We start from the raw sequence: 14,300 nt of genomic DNA, 5'->3' as shown, positions 1-14,300 counted from the left end.
CAGCCATGGAAGTTAAATCAGTACTTGAAGACCACAAAGTTAGAGCGAAGAGCATACTCGTTGAGATGGAAGTCCAGCAGTATCTGGTTCTGGCGGAGCACTTGATAAATTCAAACCCCTTTCAACGAAAGAGGGTTAGAGGTTCCAAGACAGTCTACTCGTTACTAAAGCGAGACTTCCTCGAAGGATGCGTTATCCCACCGATCGTCTTGGCGTATACAAAAGATGGAGGTGACTTCGCAAGCAATCCAATGAAAGCCTTCCATGAAGAGAAAACTCATTTTTCACTCTTGGATGGCCTCCAGCGCACATACACCCTGTTGGACCTTCGAAGCGAGATCGAGGATCCAGAGGTCCTGACGACCTTCATGAAAAGACGTATCCGGTGCGAGATCTATCAAGGGATCGATCGTCTTGGAATTCTATATAGAATGCTGACGTTGAATACCGGCCAGACCACAATGTCATTGCGGCACCAGGTCGAGATAATGTATATAGATTTTCTAGACACAAGGATTGAGCACGTTCAGCTGCTCCGTGAACCAGAAAAGACTAGCAGGGCTTTGAGCGCCTACAGCTTTAAAGATGCCATCGACGGATTCAATGCGTACATAGCAAGGAGTGAATCGCCCCTTGATCGAGGCGAGATACTGGACAACATTACCAGCCTAGAGAATATCTCGAAGGAAACAAGAGATAAGGATCTCTTTCGCGACTTTATTCTTGCGTGGGACAGGTTTATCGTCGCCATCGACGGGCTAGCTCTGAGACTTCCAGATGACGATTTGGAAGAGGACCAGCGCGGGGACGACGATGACGTTGGAAATGCATCGCCCCGCAACTGGGGCTCGACCGGCCTTCGCGCTTTCAAAAGACCGCAGGCTCTATCCGGATTTGGAGCCTCAGTATCAATACTCCGGGATGCTGGTGACGACGTATCTCTCTCCTTGCTCGATTTTTCAACCCTAGAGATTGGCGGTGATGGAGATGAGTTTATGCTCTCGCTGAACAGATCCATCTCAACACTGAATTCAAGGGCCAAGCGTATTGGCAATGCTCAGCGCTTGTATTTTCGCCAGTTCTTTAGGGCTTTGGTTAGCCCAAGCTCTGGTTCATTTATGAATTTAGTTAGATCCGAGTCCGAGGCGATGACTAGCAGCTTGAGAATCGGCATTTAATTATGTTCAAGGTCAAGGAGTTGCGATTTAAGCGAAGAGACGGCTCCGTAATCTCTCGCGATGTCCCTGAGGATCTCAACCAAGCCTTAGTTGCCAAGGCTTGCGCAAATGAGTATCTAGTCGTCGCCGTGTCCTCGTCGGCAGAACTGCCAGAGCAATCCGTTTCGACGATTAGGTACAAGGGAAGGACAGCCGGGTTTGTTATTCCGGGACAGGCTCTGTTGTCACCCCAACATCCGCGCAACTCCGACCCGCACTATGCGGCATATAGCCTCATTGCGGCTCTAGAGGTGTGCGCTCGGTCATTTAAGGGAGACTTCTCTATGTCCTCCAGTTCTGCTGAAGCTGAGAGGCCCGGCGAGATACCTTTCCTTGAGGGAGATGCCTATCTTGTATTATGGAACGATGTCATTGGCAAGGAGAACCACTCGAGATTTCATCCCTCCTTGTTTCTGAATGGAATATATAGCCACAGAGGGTCTCGCGACTACTGCCGAATAGACATCGTTCCGCCCGAGACAATTACCGTCAGGGACCCCATTATTGATTCCCAGTATGCAAGCTCGGTATTTTTCAACCTATACCCCTACGCTTCATTCGCCCTGCTGAGATTCTTTTACGCTTACCAGATTATTGAAATGCTGATTGGACTCGATTTTAAGGTGCGATCCGAGGCAATACGCGCCAAATTGAATTCGGCCGCGCCCGTGAACATCACAACCCTGCGCGACATCGTTGACGATTTCAAAAAGTCCTATCAGGAATTACCTAGAATTAGAGAGATCCTCTCTCCGCCATGTGGCAGTACAGAATCCGCACTAGACAGACTGCTTGATGACATGGCTGATGATCGAAGTGGCAAGAGTTTCGCAGAGAAGATATACCGCGTGAGAAACATCCTCTTCCATGAGCACCTTAGAGCGCACGACTTCGACGAAAGCGTAATGTCAGTCGGCGACAATTTGATCGCCTACTTGGCGAGGAGCAAGCTCTCCGCGTAAATTGTAAGATCTCTCTTTGCGAGTGGAAGGTGCCCAGTTGGCACTTGTGATCGTCAAATTTATTCGCCTTATTTAGCTATTGGGCAGCTTGGCCAAGTCGATCTCGAAGCGCGCCGGCATGCTTACAGCTATCGCAGATGGCGAGTTCCCAAGAGTCATTTTTGATTCAATAGAAGAGGGGGCCAACGGCCCCCTCTTCTAGATCTTGCTAGAGTAAATTTGGAATTCAAACCCCAACAGGGTTAGCCTTCTCCGGATCAATCTTGTACTGCTTGATCGCCCTGGCCACATCCTTCGCGGTCATCTTCCCGTCCTTCGCCAGCGCCGCAATCGCGGCATGCGCGATGTAGTACCGGTCCACTTCAAAGAACCGGCGCAGGTTCGCACGCGTATCCGAACGGCCGAAACCATCGGTACCCAGCACCGTGTAGCTCATCGGCACGAACGCGCGAATCTGGTCCGCATACGCACGCACGTAGTCGGTGGCGGCAATCGCCGGGCCCTGGCGGCCTTCCAGCAGCTCGGTCACGTAGGCCTTGCGCTGCTCACCTTCCGGATGCAGGCGGTTGGCACGTTCCACGTCGAAACCATCGCGACGCAGTTCGTTGAAGCTCGGGCAGCTCCAGATGTCGGCGGTCACGCCGAAGTCCTTGTCCAGCAGCTCGGCCGCGGCAATGGCTTCGCGCAGGATGGTGCCCGAACCCAGCAGCTGCACGCGCAGCTCGCCCTTCTTCGGCTTGCCGGCGTCGGTCAGCAGGTACATGCCCTTGACGATGCCTTCGGCCGCGCCTTCCGGCATTTCCGGGTGGGTGTAGTTCTCGTTCATCAGGGTGACGTAGTAGTACTCGTCAATCTGATCTTCCATCATCGCCTTGGTGCCGTGCTGCAGGATCACCGTCACTTCGAAGCCGAAGGTCGGGTCGTAGCTGCGCACGTTCGGAATGCCACCGGCCACCAGATGGCTGAAGCCATCTTCGTGCTGCAGGCCTTCACCGTTCAGCGTGGTGCGGCCGGCGGTACCACCCAGCAGGAAGCCGCGGGTACGCATGTCCGCTGCCTGCCAGGCGATGTCGCCCACGCGCTGGAAACCGAACATCGAGTAGTAGATGTAGAACGGCAGCATCGGCACGTTGCTGACCGAGTAGCTGGTACCGGCGGCCATCCACGAGCTGATCGCACCCGGCTCGCTGATGCCCTGCTGCAGCACCTGGCCGCTCTGGTCTTCGCGGTAGAACATCAGCTGGTCGGCGTCGACCGGCTTGTACTTCTGGCCGAACGGCGCGTAGATGCCGATCTGGCGGAACAGGCCTTCCATGCCGAAGGTACGGGCTTCGTCGGCCACGATCGGCACGATGTGCGGGCCCAGTTCCTTGTCGCGCAGGGTGATGTTCAGGCTCTGCACGAAGGCCATGGTGGTGGAGTAGCTGCGCTCGCCGCTGCTCTTGAGCAGGCGCTCGTAGCTTTCCAGCTTCGGTGCATTGAAGCTCTTTTCGGCCTTGCGGCGGCGCTGCGGCAGGTAACCACCCAGCGCGGCACGGCGTTCCTGCAGGTACTGCACTTCCGGCGAATCCGGGCCCGGGTGGTAGAACGGCACCTGGCCGTCGGCCAGCTGCGCGTCGGTCACCGGAATGTTGAAGCGGTCGCGGAAGTGGCGCACCGCTTCGTCGTCCAGCTTCTTGGTCTGGTGGGTCGGGTTCAGTGCCTCACCGGCGCTGCCCATGCCGTAACCCTTGACCGTCTTGGCCAGGATGACGGTCGGCATGCCCTTGGTGTTCACGGCCTGGTGGTAGGCGGCGTACACCTTGTGCGGGTCGTGGCCACCACGGTTCAGGCGCCAGATGTCGTCGTCGGAAAGACCGGCCACCATCGCAGCGGTTTCCGGGTACTTGCCGAAGAAATGCTCGCGGGTGTACGCGCCGCCGAAGGCCTTGCAGTTCTGGTATTCGCCGTCGACGGTTTCCATCATCAGCTTCTTCAGGACGCCATTGGTGTCCTTGGCCAGCAGGGCATCCCAGTAACCGCCCCACAGCAGCTTGATGACATTCCAGCCGCCGCCACGGAACACCCCTTCCAGTTCCTGGATGATCTTGCCGTTGCCGCGCACCGGGCCGTCCAGGCGCTGCAGGTTGCAGTTCACCACGAAGATCAGGTTGTCCAGGCCTTCACGGCCGGCCAGCGCGATGGCACCCAGGGTTTCCGGCTCGTCGCTCTCGCCGTCGCCGATGAAGCACCACACCTTGCGGTCGGACTTCTCGATCAGGCCACGGTTTTCCAGGTAGCGCATGAACTGCGCCTGGTAGATGGCGGCCAGCGGGCCCAGGCCCATCGACACGGTCGGGGTCTGCCAGTATTCCGGCATCAGCCACGGATGCGGGTACGACGACAGGCCGCCGCCGTCCACTTCCATGCGGAACTTGTCCAGCTGCTCTTCGCTGATGCGGCCTTCCAGGAAGGAACGCGCGTAGATGCCCGGGGCGCTGTGGCCCTGGATGAACAGCAGATCGCCCGGGTGGTTTTCGCTGGGGGCGCGCCAGAAGTGGTTGAAGCCCACGTCGTACAGCGTTGCGCCGGAAGCGAACGAGGCGATGTGGCCGCCCAGGTCGCCCGGCTTGCGGTTGGCGCGCACCACGGTGGCCATCGCGTTCCAGCGGATGATCGAACGGATGCGCCATTCCAGTTCGGCGTTGCCCGGGCTCTTGGCCTCCAGCTGCGGCTCGATGGTGTTGACGTATTCGGTAGTGGGAGAGAACGGCAGATAGGCACCCGAACGACGGGTCAGTTCCACCATGCCTTCCAGCAGCTGATGCGCGCGCTCGGGGCCCTCGACATCAATAACGGCCTTCAACGACTCGATCCACTCCTGGGTTTCCACAGGATTCGGGTCGTTGTTCAGCACCTCGTTCAACCAGTTCATTAGCGCTCCCATTACCGCACGCACGCGCGCGACTGTTGATAGATTTCTAGACCGCAAAGTGTAGCGCACCAAGGGCTTTCGTCACTTGGCTACGCTGGCGTATGGATGCAGGCCACCCATGTCTGCAAGGCCTGTCCCGGGACGTCCACCGGCGGGACAAAGCGCTGACAACGCGCTGCGGCAGGCCGCTGTGGCTGCCTGCAAGGGCTGCGCCAGCTGTCGCTTGCGGCCTGCTGCGCCCATGCGCAGGACGCAGTGTTACCGCCATGGATGACCGTTGTGGGGCAAGGCGGGCGCCATGTCGGCGTTGTCTGACGGGGCGCCGCTGAACCCGCGACAACGTGTCGCGCGCGCCTCTCGACGCAGACGAGGCAGCTGCGCACGGTTGGCCGCGAGCAGGCCCCTTCCCGCGGTTCGCCGCTCGTCTGCTGCGCCCCTGCCCGGGGCGGAAACCCGCAGTGCCGTTGCGTGGCCCGATACGGATGTCAGGCCGCGCAACGGTGGCTTGCGCCGCGCGCATCTTTCCCCCTGAGCCCTTGCGCCACTTGGCTGCGTGGCCCGATCCGGCAAGCGTTGTGGCCGGAATCCTGCTTGCCGGGTCCGGCCTATCGATATATCGTTTGCAACACACGTTACCGATATATCGAAATGGGCCGATCCCCCTCCCCTCGCAGCCGCACCGACGATGCCGCGGTACCCCGCCGCAACGGCCAGCCACGCGTGCTCAGCCGCGGTGACCTGCGCCTGTTGGTGCTGGCGCTGATCGGCGAGCAGCCGCGCCACGGCTACGAGCTGATGCAGCACATCAGCACCATGTTCATGCAGGCCTATACCCCCAGCGCCGGCACCATGTACCCGCTGTTGGCCAGCTTCGAGCAGGCCGGCTGGGTGGCGTCGGAAGAGGTGGACGGCCGCCGTGTGTTCCGCATCACTGCCGCCGGCGAGTTCGAGCTGAAGGTGCAGCGCAGCCAGGTGCGCTTGGCGCAGCGGCGCGCATTCGACCGCGCCCGCGAGATCACCAAGGCCTCGCTGCCAGCACCGCTGGCCGCTGCGCTGCGCGAGTTCAAGCGGGCGCTGGTGCACCACCACGGGCGCTGGGCCGACGGCGAAGCCGAGCAAGTGGCTGCGCTGCTGTCGCGTGCCTCGGCGCTGATCAACGGCCAGGGCGACAACGCGCCTTCTCCCTTTTCAACGACCCAGCCAGACTGATTCCAGCCAGGTCTCCCCCATGCCGCGCGCCCCCGCGCGACCTTCCAACAGGTACCCCCATGACCGAACATCACAACTCGCGCCTGCGCCTGGATGTGCGCTTCCGTGAACTGACGGTGCTGCGCACCGAGACTGTCACCCCGCACATGCGCCGCATCGTGCTGGGCGGCGACGACCTGGCCGGCTTCGATTCGCCCGGCGCCGACGACCACATCAAGCTGTTCTTCCCCAACGCCAGCGGCGAGATGGTGCTGCCGGTGCTGACCGCCGAGGGCCGCAGCTACCCCGAGGGCAAGCAGCCTTCGCCGGCACGCGACTACACCCCGCGCTGGTGGGACCACGAAACCGGTGAGCTGGCCATCGACTTCGTGCTGCACGACCAGGGCGTTGCCGGGCCGTGGGCCGAGCGCGCACAGGCCGGCGACATGCTGGTGATCGGCGGCCCACGCGGCTCGTTCGTGGTGGCCGACAGCTATGACGCCTACGTGCTGATTGGCGATGAGACCGCGCTGCCCGCCATCGCCCGCTGGCTGGACGTGCTGCCCGAAGGCGCGCAGGTGCAGGCCTACATCGAGGTGGCCGACGAGGACGAGCGCCAGGACCTGCCGCAGTACGAGAACGTGCGCATCCACTGGCTGGAGCGCAACGGCTTCCCGGCCGCCAGCAGCACGCTGCTGGAAGACATGCTGACCGACTTCGAGGTGCCCGAGGGCGATACGTTCTACTGGATCGCCACCGAATCGCGCCGCGCGCGGATGATGCGCAAGTTCATCGAAGGCCACCTGGGCGTGCCGCGCGACTGGATCCGCTCGACCGGTTACTGGAAGGCGCACCCGGACGAACAGGACGGCGATTGACCGCAAAACGGTAGGTGCGGACCGTTGGTCCGCACGCTCTTCTACGAGTAGTGCCGGCCGCTGGCCGGCAACCTCATGAACCTTCGGCGGCATCCTGCAACTGCCGGGCAGCGGCCGGCACTACCAACCGGGGCGCAGCCCCACCCTTCCATCCGAACCGATGCGCGGCCCAGATCTCCAGCGCCAGCAGCAGCGTAATGATCGCCAGCGGCAGCAGCAACCCCAGGTACACACCCGGCATCATGCCGTTGATCTGCGCCTTCACCAGCCGCAGCACGCCGCGCGTATGCAGCAGCTCATCCATGCGCATGGTCAGCGCCTCACGCACCATCTTCGGCTCCAGGCCCACAGTGCCAGCCTTGTCGATCAGCGTGTCTTCCACCATCGCGCGCAGCAATCCGGCGCGCACCTTGCCGATCACCCAGCCCACGCCGCGCGCCATCGGCCCGTCACCGAGCCGCTCCACGCTTGGCAGTGGATGCTCGCGCAGGTAGATCGCGGCAAGCGAATCGGCAACGTCGCCCACCGTGCCCTGGCTCTGCAGCGCGGCACGCATGCGTTCGTCTTCCAGCGAGGCGGTGAAGCCACTGCTCCACCCTTCCACCATCGTCTGCAGGTGCGGCTGGAAGTGGTCGAGCTGCTTGAACAGCGCGCGGTGCGCGCCGGCGGTGAAGCCCAGTTGCAGGCCGAAGAACGCGACAAGCAACGGCAGCAGCACCACATACGAGGCCAGCAGCCCGTGGTGCCAACGCCGCTGCCGCCGCAGCCAACCGCGTCGATGCAGCCCGCGCCAGGCGAAGATGCCCAGCACCAGCCCCAACAGCGTGCCCAGCACGCTGCCGCCGATCAGATCGAGCACGCTCAGGCCGGTCCAGAATTCGCCAAGCCAGTACTGCGCTTCCTGCATGGTGTTGCCTTCCGTGGTTCAGTGCGGCCGCCATGGTAACCGCGACCCGATGCTCGGCTGCTCTCTGCAGCCGGCAGATGCAGACTGTTGGACAGCCGGCGGGTGCAGACCGTCGGCCAGCCGATGGGTGCGGACCCTCGGCCAGCCGATGGGTGCGGACAGTTGGTCCGCCGGTGGGTGCGGACCGTTGGTCCGCACGCCCCCACGCAGTCGCCCGCCAGCGGCCGGCACGACCCGGCAAGCAATGCGACAATCGCACACCTTTCCTGCAGCAACGAGGCCCACATGGCCAAACTGACCCTGGCCAGCGTGGACACGCTGCGTACCCGCTTCACTGATGATGCCGCCTGCGATGCAGCGCTGTCCGCCTTTGCCGACCCGGCTGCGGCGCGCGTACCGCTGCGTGAGCTGGTCGAGGCACAGCACCGCTACCTGCAGGCCGAACATGAAGTGGCACAGGTGGCCGATATCCTGCGCCGCGACCAGAAGTACGCACCGGTCGGTCGCCCGTCGGTGCATATCGTGCAGCTGCGCAAGCAGCAGGCAACGACCAAGCAGGCCGCGCTGATCGCCCGCCAGGTAGTGGCGCAGGCGGCGCAGACGTTCGTGCGTGCGAGCGGGTTGGCGGTGAAGGCCAAGCAGAGCCCGAGCGAAGCGTCGGCGGCGTGGCTGGGTACGCTGCGCTGAGCGCCCGTACCCGGTAATGGCCACCCTTGGTTGGCCTGCGGAGTGCTCGTGCGCCAACCGAGGTTGGCACTACCAGACGATCGGGCCACCGAGTGATTCGGCGATTCAGCGATCGGGCATCAGACAATCGAGCGACCCGTCCAGGACGCTGCCAAAAAAGAAGGCCCGCTTTTCAGCGGGCCTTCTGCCTTCTCACGACGAGTGAGCGGGAGGGATCAAGCCGCCGGCTTCTCGCCGGTGGCTTCGGTGGTGATGCGGATCTTCACTTCATCGCTGACGTTCGGAGCGTAGGCGCCGACGCCGAAATCGCTGCGCTTGATCGTGGTGGTGGCATCGAAGCCGGCGGCCGGAACCTTGGCCATCGGGTGCTCGCCGCCGCCGTTGACGGTGACGTCCAGGGTCACCGGCTTGGTGATGTCCTTGATGGTCAGGTCGCCGGTGACGGTCAGCTTGTTGGTGCCGGCCGATTCAACCTTGGTGCTCTTGAAGCTGGCAGCCGGGAACTTGGCAGCGTCGAAGAAATCGGCGCTCTTCAGGTGCTCGTCGAACTTGGCGGTGAAGCTGTTCAGGCCGCTCAGCGGCAGCTTCACTTCCACGGTGGACTTGGTGACGTCGGTGGCGTCGTACACCAGGGTGCCTTCGGCGTTGCCGAAGTGCGCGCTCGGGTTGGAGAAGCCGAAGTGGCTCCACTGCGCCAGCACGTCGGTGTGGGTAGGGTCGAGCTTGTAGGTGCCCGAGGCGATGGTGATGGCGGCAGCGGCCGGGGCGGCAGCAGCGGCATCGGCGGCCGGGGTGGTGGCAGCCTGTTCGGTGGCGGCCGGGGCAGCAGCATCGGCTGCCGGGGCGGCGGTGTCGGCCGGCTTGGAGCAGGCGGCGATGGCCAGGGTCAGGGCCAGCGGCAGCAGCAGTTTACGGGTGGCGCTCATCTCAGGAACTCTCCGGATCGTAGGGTGGGAACACAGTGCAGCAATGGCCCGCCACGGCGGGCGGGCCCGAAACCGATACAGCGACTTACGCGATGCGCGCCGCTTCGTCGAAGGACAGACGCGGCAGACGGGGGAACAGGCCCGAATCGTCACCGTACCCCAGGTTGACCAGGAAATTCGACTTGATGCTGGTGCCGGCGAAGAAGGCTTCATCGACCTTGGCGTTGTCGAAGCCGGACATCGGGCCGGCATCCAGGCCCAGCGCGCGTGCGGCCAGGATCAGGTAAGCGCCCTGCAGGCTGCCGTTGCGGAACGCGCCTTCATGGCGGCCTTCGCGCGGGCCGTCGAACCAGGCCTTGGCGTCGGTGTGCGGGAACAGGTACGGCAGCTTCTCGTGGAAGTCCTGGTCGAAGGCCACGATGACGGTGACCGGGGCAGCCAGGGTCTTGTTGTGGTTGCCTTCGGACAGGGCCGGGGCCAGCTTGGCCTTGGCTTCGGCCGACTTCACGAACACGAAGCGCGCCGGGCTGCCGTTGGCGGCGGTCGGGCCCCACTTCAGCAGGTCGTACAGGGCGTGCAGCTGGGCGTCTTCGACCGGCTTGTCGAGGAAGGCGTTCTGGGTACGGGCAGTGCGGAACAACTGGTCCAGTGCAGCAGCGTCGAGCGCGTGGGACATCGGTGGATCTCCAGGGCGGCTAAGGTCTGTGCCCGCGGGCGGCGCGGGGCGAAACGTCGATCCGCAGTGTAGAGTGTCGCGACTGTTGCAACACCCAGCAGGGCTGAAACGAATTAATGCCAATGGTGAAACGATCGAGCGCGCCTTGGACGGTCACCGACGGCCGTGCCGGCAATGTCCGGCAGGCGGTCGCGCTGGCCTCGGCGCTGCGCCAAGGCACCCACCGCCCCCTGATCCTGCAGCCCCGGGCGCCATGGCGCTGGCTGGCACCGCGGCGCTTGCCCGGTGATGTGCACGGCTACGGCCAAGCCCTGGCAACCCTCGCCGCCGATGCGCCCGCGCTGGCGATCGGCTGTGGTCGCCAGGCCGCCGGCGCGCTGCGCGTACTGCGTGCGCGCGGCAGCCAAGTGGTGCAGATCCTCGACCCGCGCATCGGTTCCCGCCACTGGGACGTGGTGGTGGTGCCCGAACATGACGCGCTGCGCGGCAGCAACGTGCTGACCCTGATCGGCAGCCTGAACCCGGTGGACGATGACTGGCTGGCCTGGGGCCGCGCGGCGTTCGCCAGCTTCAGCACCCTGCCCGGCCCGCGCACCGCGCTGCTGGTGGGCGGCCCGACGCCGCTGGCGCCGTGGGACGAAACCGCGATGGTGCATGTATTCCAGGCACTGGCCGATCAGATCCGCAGCGAGGGCGGCAGCCTGCTGGCGACGACGTCGCGACGCACGCCGCCAGCATTGGCCGAGATCCTGCGCGCGAAGTTCGCCGATCTGCCGCATGTGATCTGGGGCGATGGCGGCGATGGCGTGAACCCGTATGCCGGCCTGCTCGGCTGGGCCAACCGGGTGGTGGTGTCGCCCGATTCGGTGAACCTGTTGTCCGAGGCCAGCGCCACCCGCATGCCGGTGATGGTGGCCCTGGCCGATACCGCACAGGGACGGCTGGCACGCTTCCAGCAGCAGCTGCGCGAGCGCGGGCGCCTGCAGCCGCGTTGGCTGGACTGGCAGTACGACCGCATCGAACCGCTGCGCGAAACCACGCGGATTGCCGCCGAGGTCAAAGCGCGCCTGGCATCACGGTAGTGCCGGCCGCTGGCCGGCAACTCATGATCTTCGGCGACGTATATGCGGATGCCGGCCAGCGGCCGGCACTACCTCACCCCCTGTGGAGCGCTGATTCCAGCGATGCGGGTATGATCGGCGCGCGGGCCTGCCCGCGTCTGGAGCGGTTCACATGGAACGTCTGCATCGCCTGCGCTGCGCCCTGCTGCTGTCGATGGGCCTGCTGGCCACCGTGCCGGCATGGGCCGACAGCGGCACCTGCCGCGAGCGCTACCCCAGCGTGGCCGCGCAGGCGGCGATGTTCGATGTGGCGTGGACCACGGCCGAGCGCCTGGACGCGCTGCCCGACGTGGACGTGGTGATCGCCGCGCGTGGCGGCCAGGACCTGAGCCGCTACGGCCTGCGCCACAGCCACCTGGCCTTCCTGCTGCGCGAGGACGACGGCCGCTGGCGTGCGATGCACCTGCTCAACCGCTGCAAGACCGACAGCTCGCAGCTGTACCGCGAGGGCCTGGGCAATTTCGTCGGTGAAAGCGGCACCCATACTGATCTGCGCATCGGCGTGCCGCCCCCGGCGTTGCAGGCTGCACTGAAGCGGATGCTGGCAGCGCCGGCGATCCAGCCCAAGGCGCTGCACGAATCGAACTACAACGTGGTGGCCTATCCGTTCGCGACCGACTTCCAGAATTCCAACCAGTGGATCCTGGAAGTGCTGGCCGCAGCGATGGCGCAGGCCGAAGGGGGCCCGGTCATCGTCAAGCGCGAACAGGCACAGCAATGGCTGCGCGCGCAGAAGTACCAGCCCAGCGTGCTGCATATCGGCCTGGGCAAGCGCGTGGGTGCGCGCTTGTTCGTGGCCAACGCCACCACCACCGACCATCCGGCCAGCGAACGCATTTCCGGCAACTACTCGGTGGTGACGGTGGAATCGGTATTCGACTTCCTGCACCAGCGCAGCCAGCTGCAGCAGGAACTGACCATTGCGCATGCGACGGCCGGCACTGCCGCCGCTGCGCCCTGACCTGGCAAGGAGAAGATGATGCGCAACCTGCAGTTTTCCGCGTTGGCCGTGCTTTTGTGCGGCAGCCTGTTGTCTGCAGCGCCGGCACATGCCGAGCGCCGCATCGTGATCATCCAGAACAGCGTGCCCGAGGGGCCGAGCCTGGAGATGTCCGCGCCGATGGTGGAACGGGCGCGCGCAGCCGCGGCTGGGGAAACCAACGATGCGGGCATGCCCCCCGGCCAGGGCCCGCGGGTGACGCTGCCGCAGATGCAGGTCAGCGCCATCTCCACCACCGTCGATGGCCGCCGCGAAGTGCTGCTGCAGGACCCCGCCAACCCGCAGAACACCGCGTCCATGCAATGGCCCAAGCGCCCCGGTGACCCGGCCGTGCAGTTCAACGTGGGCCAGACCGTGAATTTCGAGCCTGCTGAATCGGGCAACGGCTGGCGTGTGAGCGACAACCAGGGCCGCCCACTGGAATACCTGCCCGAGGCCACCGGCCCACGCGACATTTTCGATACGCAGCGCTGAGCCGCTGCCTTCATCCTGACCAGGAGGTCACCATGCTTCGTTCCCTGCGCGCCCCCGCCGCCGCCCTGCTGCTCTCGGCCCTGACGGTGCCGACCGTGCACGCTGGTGCCGCCCCGCACATCAACAGCGGCCAGGCCAGCGTGCTGGTCACTTCGCTGATCGTGGTGTCGGTTCCGCTGGCCACCTCGATGGGCCTGGCCGCGCTGTCCAAGGCGCCGTTCAAGGCCAGCGAGCGCAATGGCCGGGTGGCCGAGCGCACTCCGGCAGTACCGCTGCCGCCGATGGAAGTGAAGCAGGTGGCGACCACCGCCGCTGGCGAGCGCCAGGTGCAGCTGCAGGTGCCGGACAAGGCCGACCAGACCGCCACCCTGCAGTGGCCGGCGATCGAGGGCGAAGACCCGGTGGCCGGTTTCGTAGTGGGCCAGCAGGTGCGCTTCGACCCGACCGATGCCGGTGCCGGCTGGACAGTGAAGAACAGTGACGGCAAGGCCCTGGCCTATGTGCCGACCGCCTACGCCGCCGGCGACGCGCTGAGCGAGCAGCTGTAAAACTGAACGGCCGTTTTTGGCTTTGCGGCGGGCCGGGCGGATAATGGGCGATCCCCTTTGTCCCCTGGCTCGCCATGTCCGTGCGTCCTGCGCCTGTTTTTGCCCCGTTGACCGCCCGCGCCCTGGTGCTGGCGGTGCTGGCCATGGGCGCGGTGGTGCTGCTGTCCAACGTGCTGGTGCAGTACCCGATCAATGACTGGCTGACCTGGGGTGCTTTCAGCTACCCGGTGGCCTTTCTGGTCAGCAACCTGATCAACCGCCGCTTCGGCCCGGGCCCGGCCCGCCGCGTGGCGTGGATCGGGTTTGCGGTGGCGGTGCTGCTGTCGGTGTGGGTGGCCACACCGCGCATTGCGATCGCCTCGTGCTCGGCCTTCATCGTGGCCCAGTTGCTGGACATCACCGTATTCGATCGCCTGCGCCGCGGCAGCTGGTGGCGCGCACCGATGGTGGCCACCACCTGCAGCGCCACGGTGGACACCACGATCTTCTGGTCGATCGCCTTCGCCGGTTCCACCCTGCCGTGGGTGAGCTGGGCAGCGGGCGACCTGGCAGTGAAGCTGGCGATCGGCGTGTGCCTGCTGGCCCCGTTCCGCGCGCTGCTGTGGAAGATGGCGCCGCTGCGTACAGCGGGCTGACTGCCTCACCGGTGGGTGCCAACCTTGGTTGGCRCACTCCYTGAACCCGGTGGGTGCCGACCGTTGGTCGGCACGCTYCTYCAGGGTTCATCGCAGCTGAGAGATTGTGCCGACCAACGGTCGGCACCTACCAATGAAAAGCCATCGCCGAGCCATTGACCCGGTGG

General features: G+C 64.3%; 14 protein-coding genes. 10 read left to right on the top strand and 4 right to left on the bottom strand.

What is annotated here, in order from left to right:
• Nucleotides 1–5: 5 nt before the first annotated feature.
• Together AC1DCU_RS16595 and AC1DCU_RS16590 are read left to right on the top strand one after the other, a co-directional pair.
• Complete coding sequence (locus AC1DCU_RS16595; protein ID WP_442251579.1) at nt 6–1,178, top strand: hypothetical protein; 1,173 nt, start codon at nt 6–8, stop codon at nt 1,176–1,178.
• 2 nt (nt 1,179–1,180) lie between these two features.
• A complete protein-coding gene (locus AC1DCU_RS16590; RefSeq protein ID WP_442251578.1) occupies nt 1,181–2,179 on the top strand; it encodes a hypothetical protein in 999 nt (332 codons plus the stop codon).
• Nucleotides 2,180–2,405: 226 nt separating this feature from the next.
• Here the strand turns inward: AC1DCU_RS16590 and aceE are convergent, their stop codons facing one another.
• Nucleotides 2,406–5,093, bottom strand: a complete 2,688-nt coding sequence (aceE, locus tag AC1DCU_RS16585; protein WP_099841795.1) for a pyruvate dehydrogenase (acetyl-transferring), homodimeric type — start codon at nt 5,091–5,093, stop codon at nt 2,406–2,408.
• A gap of 648 nt (nt 5,094–5,741) precedes the next feature.
• Between aceE and AC1DCU_RS16580 the strand changes: the two genes are divergently transcribed.
• Both AC1DCU_RS16580 and AC1DCU_RS16575 read left to right on the top strand, forming a co-directional pair.
• Nucleotides 5,742–6,302 carry a PadR family transcriptional regulator gene (locus AC1DCU_RS16580; RefSeq protein WP_099841794.1) on the top strand — a complete coding sequence of 187 codons (561 nt, stop codon included), beginning with the start codon at nt 5,742–5,744 and terminating at the stop codon, nt 6,300–6,302.
• Nucleotides 6,303–6,361: 59 nt separating this feature from the next.
• A complete protein-coding gene (locus tag AC1DCU_RS16575; RefSeq protein WP_164280921.1) occupies nt 6,362–7,159 on the top strand; it encodes a siderophore-interacting protein in 798 nt (265 codons plus the stop codon).
• A 73-nt stretch (nt 7,160–7,232) separates the two neighbouring features.
• On the opposite strand, the gene AC1DCU_RS16570 is transcribed toward AC1DCU_RS16575, so the two are convergent.
• A complete protein-coding gene (locus AC1DCU_RS16570) occupies nt 7,233–8,066 on the bottom strand; it encodes a hypothetical protein (protein WP_442251577.1) in 834 nt (277 codons plus the stop codon).
• Nucleotides 8,067–8,351: 285 nt separating this feature from the next.
• Between AC1DCU_RS16570 and AC1DCU_RS16565 the strand changes: the two genes are divergently transcribed.
• A complete protein-coding gene (locus tag AC1DCU_RS16565; protein WP_099782578.1) occupies nt 8,352–8,753 on the top strand; it encodes a hypothetical protein in 402 nt (133 codons plus the stop codon).
• Nucleotides 8,754–8,968: 215 nt separating this feature from the next.
• On the opposite strand, the gene AC1DCU_RS16560 is transcribed toward AC1DCU_RS16565, so the two are convergent.
• Both AC1DCU_RS16560 and AC1DCU_RS16555 read right to left on the bottom strand, forming a co-directional pair.
• Entirely contained in the window at nt 8,969–9,679 is a 711-nt protein-coding gene (locus AC1DCU_RS16560; protein WP_025878214.1) for a YceI family protein, read from the bottom strand.
• An 85-nt stretch (nt 9,680–9,764) separates the two neighbouring features.
• Nucleotides 9,765–10,355 (bottom strand): malonic semialdehyde reductase, encoded by a 591-nt coding sequence (locus AC1DCU_RS16555; protein WP_025878215.1) that lies wholly within the window; start codon nt 10,353–10,355, stop codon nt 9,765–9,767.
• A 122-nt stretch (nt 10,356–10,477) separates the two neighbouring features.
• Here AC1DCU_RS16555 and AC1DCU_RS16550 point away from each other — a divergent pair, with 122 nt between their 5' ends.
• From AC1DCU_RS16550 to AC1DCU_RS16530, 5 genes are all read left to right on the top strand, one after another.
• Nucleotides 10,478–11,437 (top strand): mitochondrial fission ELM1 family protein, encoded by a 960-nt coding sequence (locus AC1DCU_RS16550; protein ID WP_442252346.1) that lies wholly within the window; start codon nt 10,478–10,480, stop codon nt 11,435–11,437.
• A gap of 151 nt (nt 11,438–11,588) precedes the next feature.
• The gene (locus AC1DCU_RS16545) at nt 11,589–12,437 is read left to right on the top strand and encodes a DUF2145 domain-containing protein (RefSeq protein WP_033830189.1); all 849 of its coding nucleotides are present in this window, start codon (nt 11,589–11,591) and stop codon (nt 12,435–12,437) included.
• 18 nt (nt 12,438–12,455) lie between these two features.
• The gene (locus AC1DCU_RS16540; RefSeq protein ID WP_025878220.1) at nt 12,456–12,950 is read left to right on the top strand and encodes a hypothetical protein; all 495 of its coding nucleotides are present in this window, start codon (nt 12,456–12,458) and stop codon (nt 12,948–12,950) included.
• Between the two features lie 32 nt (nt 12,951–12,982).
• On the top strand, nt 12,983–13,498 hold the full coding sequence (locus AC1DCU_RS16535; protein WP_025878222.1) for a hypothetical protein: 516 nt from the start codon (nt 12,983–12,985) through the stop codon (nt 13,496–13,498).
• Nucleotides 13,499–13,572: 74 nt separating this feature from the next.
• A complete protein-coding gene (locus AC1DCU_RS16530) occupies nt 13,573–14,133 on the top strand; it encodes a queuosine precursor transporter (RefSeq protein WP_025878224.1) in 561 nt (186 codons plus the stop codon).
• Nucleotides 14,134–14,300: the final 167 nt, after the last annotated feature.

Source organism: Stenotrophomonas sp. 10L48 (assembly GCF_056395105.1).
This window is presented reverse-complemented; position numbering and strand designations above follow the sequence as displayed.

Bases quoted from the DNA above. Each gene is read 5' to 3' on its own strand.
- AC1DCU_RS16595 (WP_442251579.1), top strand. From the start codon at position 6: ATGGAAGTTAAATCAGTACTTGAAGACCACAAAGTTAGAGCGAAGAGC.
- AC1DCU_RS16550 (WP_442252346.1), top strand. From the start codon at position 10,478: ATGGTGAAACGATCGAGCGCGCCTTGGACGGTCACCGACGGCCGTGCC.
- AC1DCU_RS16535 (WP_025878222.1), top strand. From the start codon at position 12,983: ATGCTTCGTTCCCTGCGCGCCCCCGCCGCCGCCCTGCTGCTCTCGGCC.
- AC1DCU_RS16565 (WP_099782578.1), top strand. From the start codon at position 8,352: ATGGCCAAACTGACCCTGGCCAGCGTGGACACGCTGCGTACCCGCTTC.
- AC1DCU_RS16545 (WP_033830189.1), top strand. From the start codon at position 11,589: ATGGAACGTCTGCATCGCCTGCGCTGCGCCCTGCTGCTGTCGATGGGC.
- AC1DCU_RS16570 (WP_442251577.1), bottom strand. From the start codon at position 8,066: ATGCAGGAAGCGCAGTACTGGCTTGGCGAATTCTGGACCGGCCTGAGC.
- AC1DCU_RS16555 (WP_025878215.1), bottom strand. From the start codon at position 10,355: ATGTCCCACGCGCTCGACGCTGCTGCACTGGACCAGTTGTTCCGCACT.
- AC1DCU_RS16540 (WP_025878220.1), top strand. From the start codon at position 12,456: ATGCGCAACCTGCAGTTTTCCGCGTTGGCCGTGCTTTTGTGCGGCAGC.
- AC1DCU_RS16560 (WP_025878214.1), bottom strand. From the start codon at position 9,679: ATGAGCGCCACCCGTAAACTGCTGCTGCCGCTGGCCCTGACCCTGGCC.
- AC1DCU_RS16590 (WP_442251578.1), top strand. From the start codon at position 1,181: ATGTTCAAGGTCAAGGAGTTGCGATTTAAGCGAAGAGACGGCTCCGTA.
- aceE (WP_099841795.1), bottom strand. From the start codon at position 5,093: ATGAACTGGTTGAACGAGGTGCTGAACAACGACCCGAATCCTGTGGAA.
- AC1DCU_RS16530 (WP_025878224.1), top strand. From the start codon at position 13,573: ATGTCCGTGCGTCCTGCGCCTGTTTTTGCCCCGTTGACCGCCCGCGCC.
- AC1DCU_RS16580 (WP_099841794.1), top strand. From the start codon at position 5,742: ATGGGCCGATCCCCCTCCCCTCGCAGCCGCACCGACGATGCCGCGGTA.
- AC1DCU_RS16575 (WP_164280921.1), top strand. From the start codon at position 6,362: ATGACCGAACATCACAACTCGCGCCTGCGCCTGGATGTGCGCTTCCGT.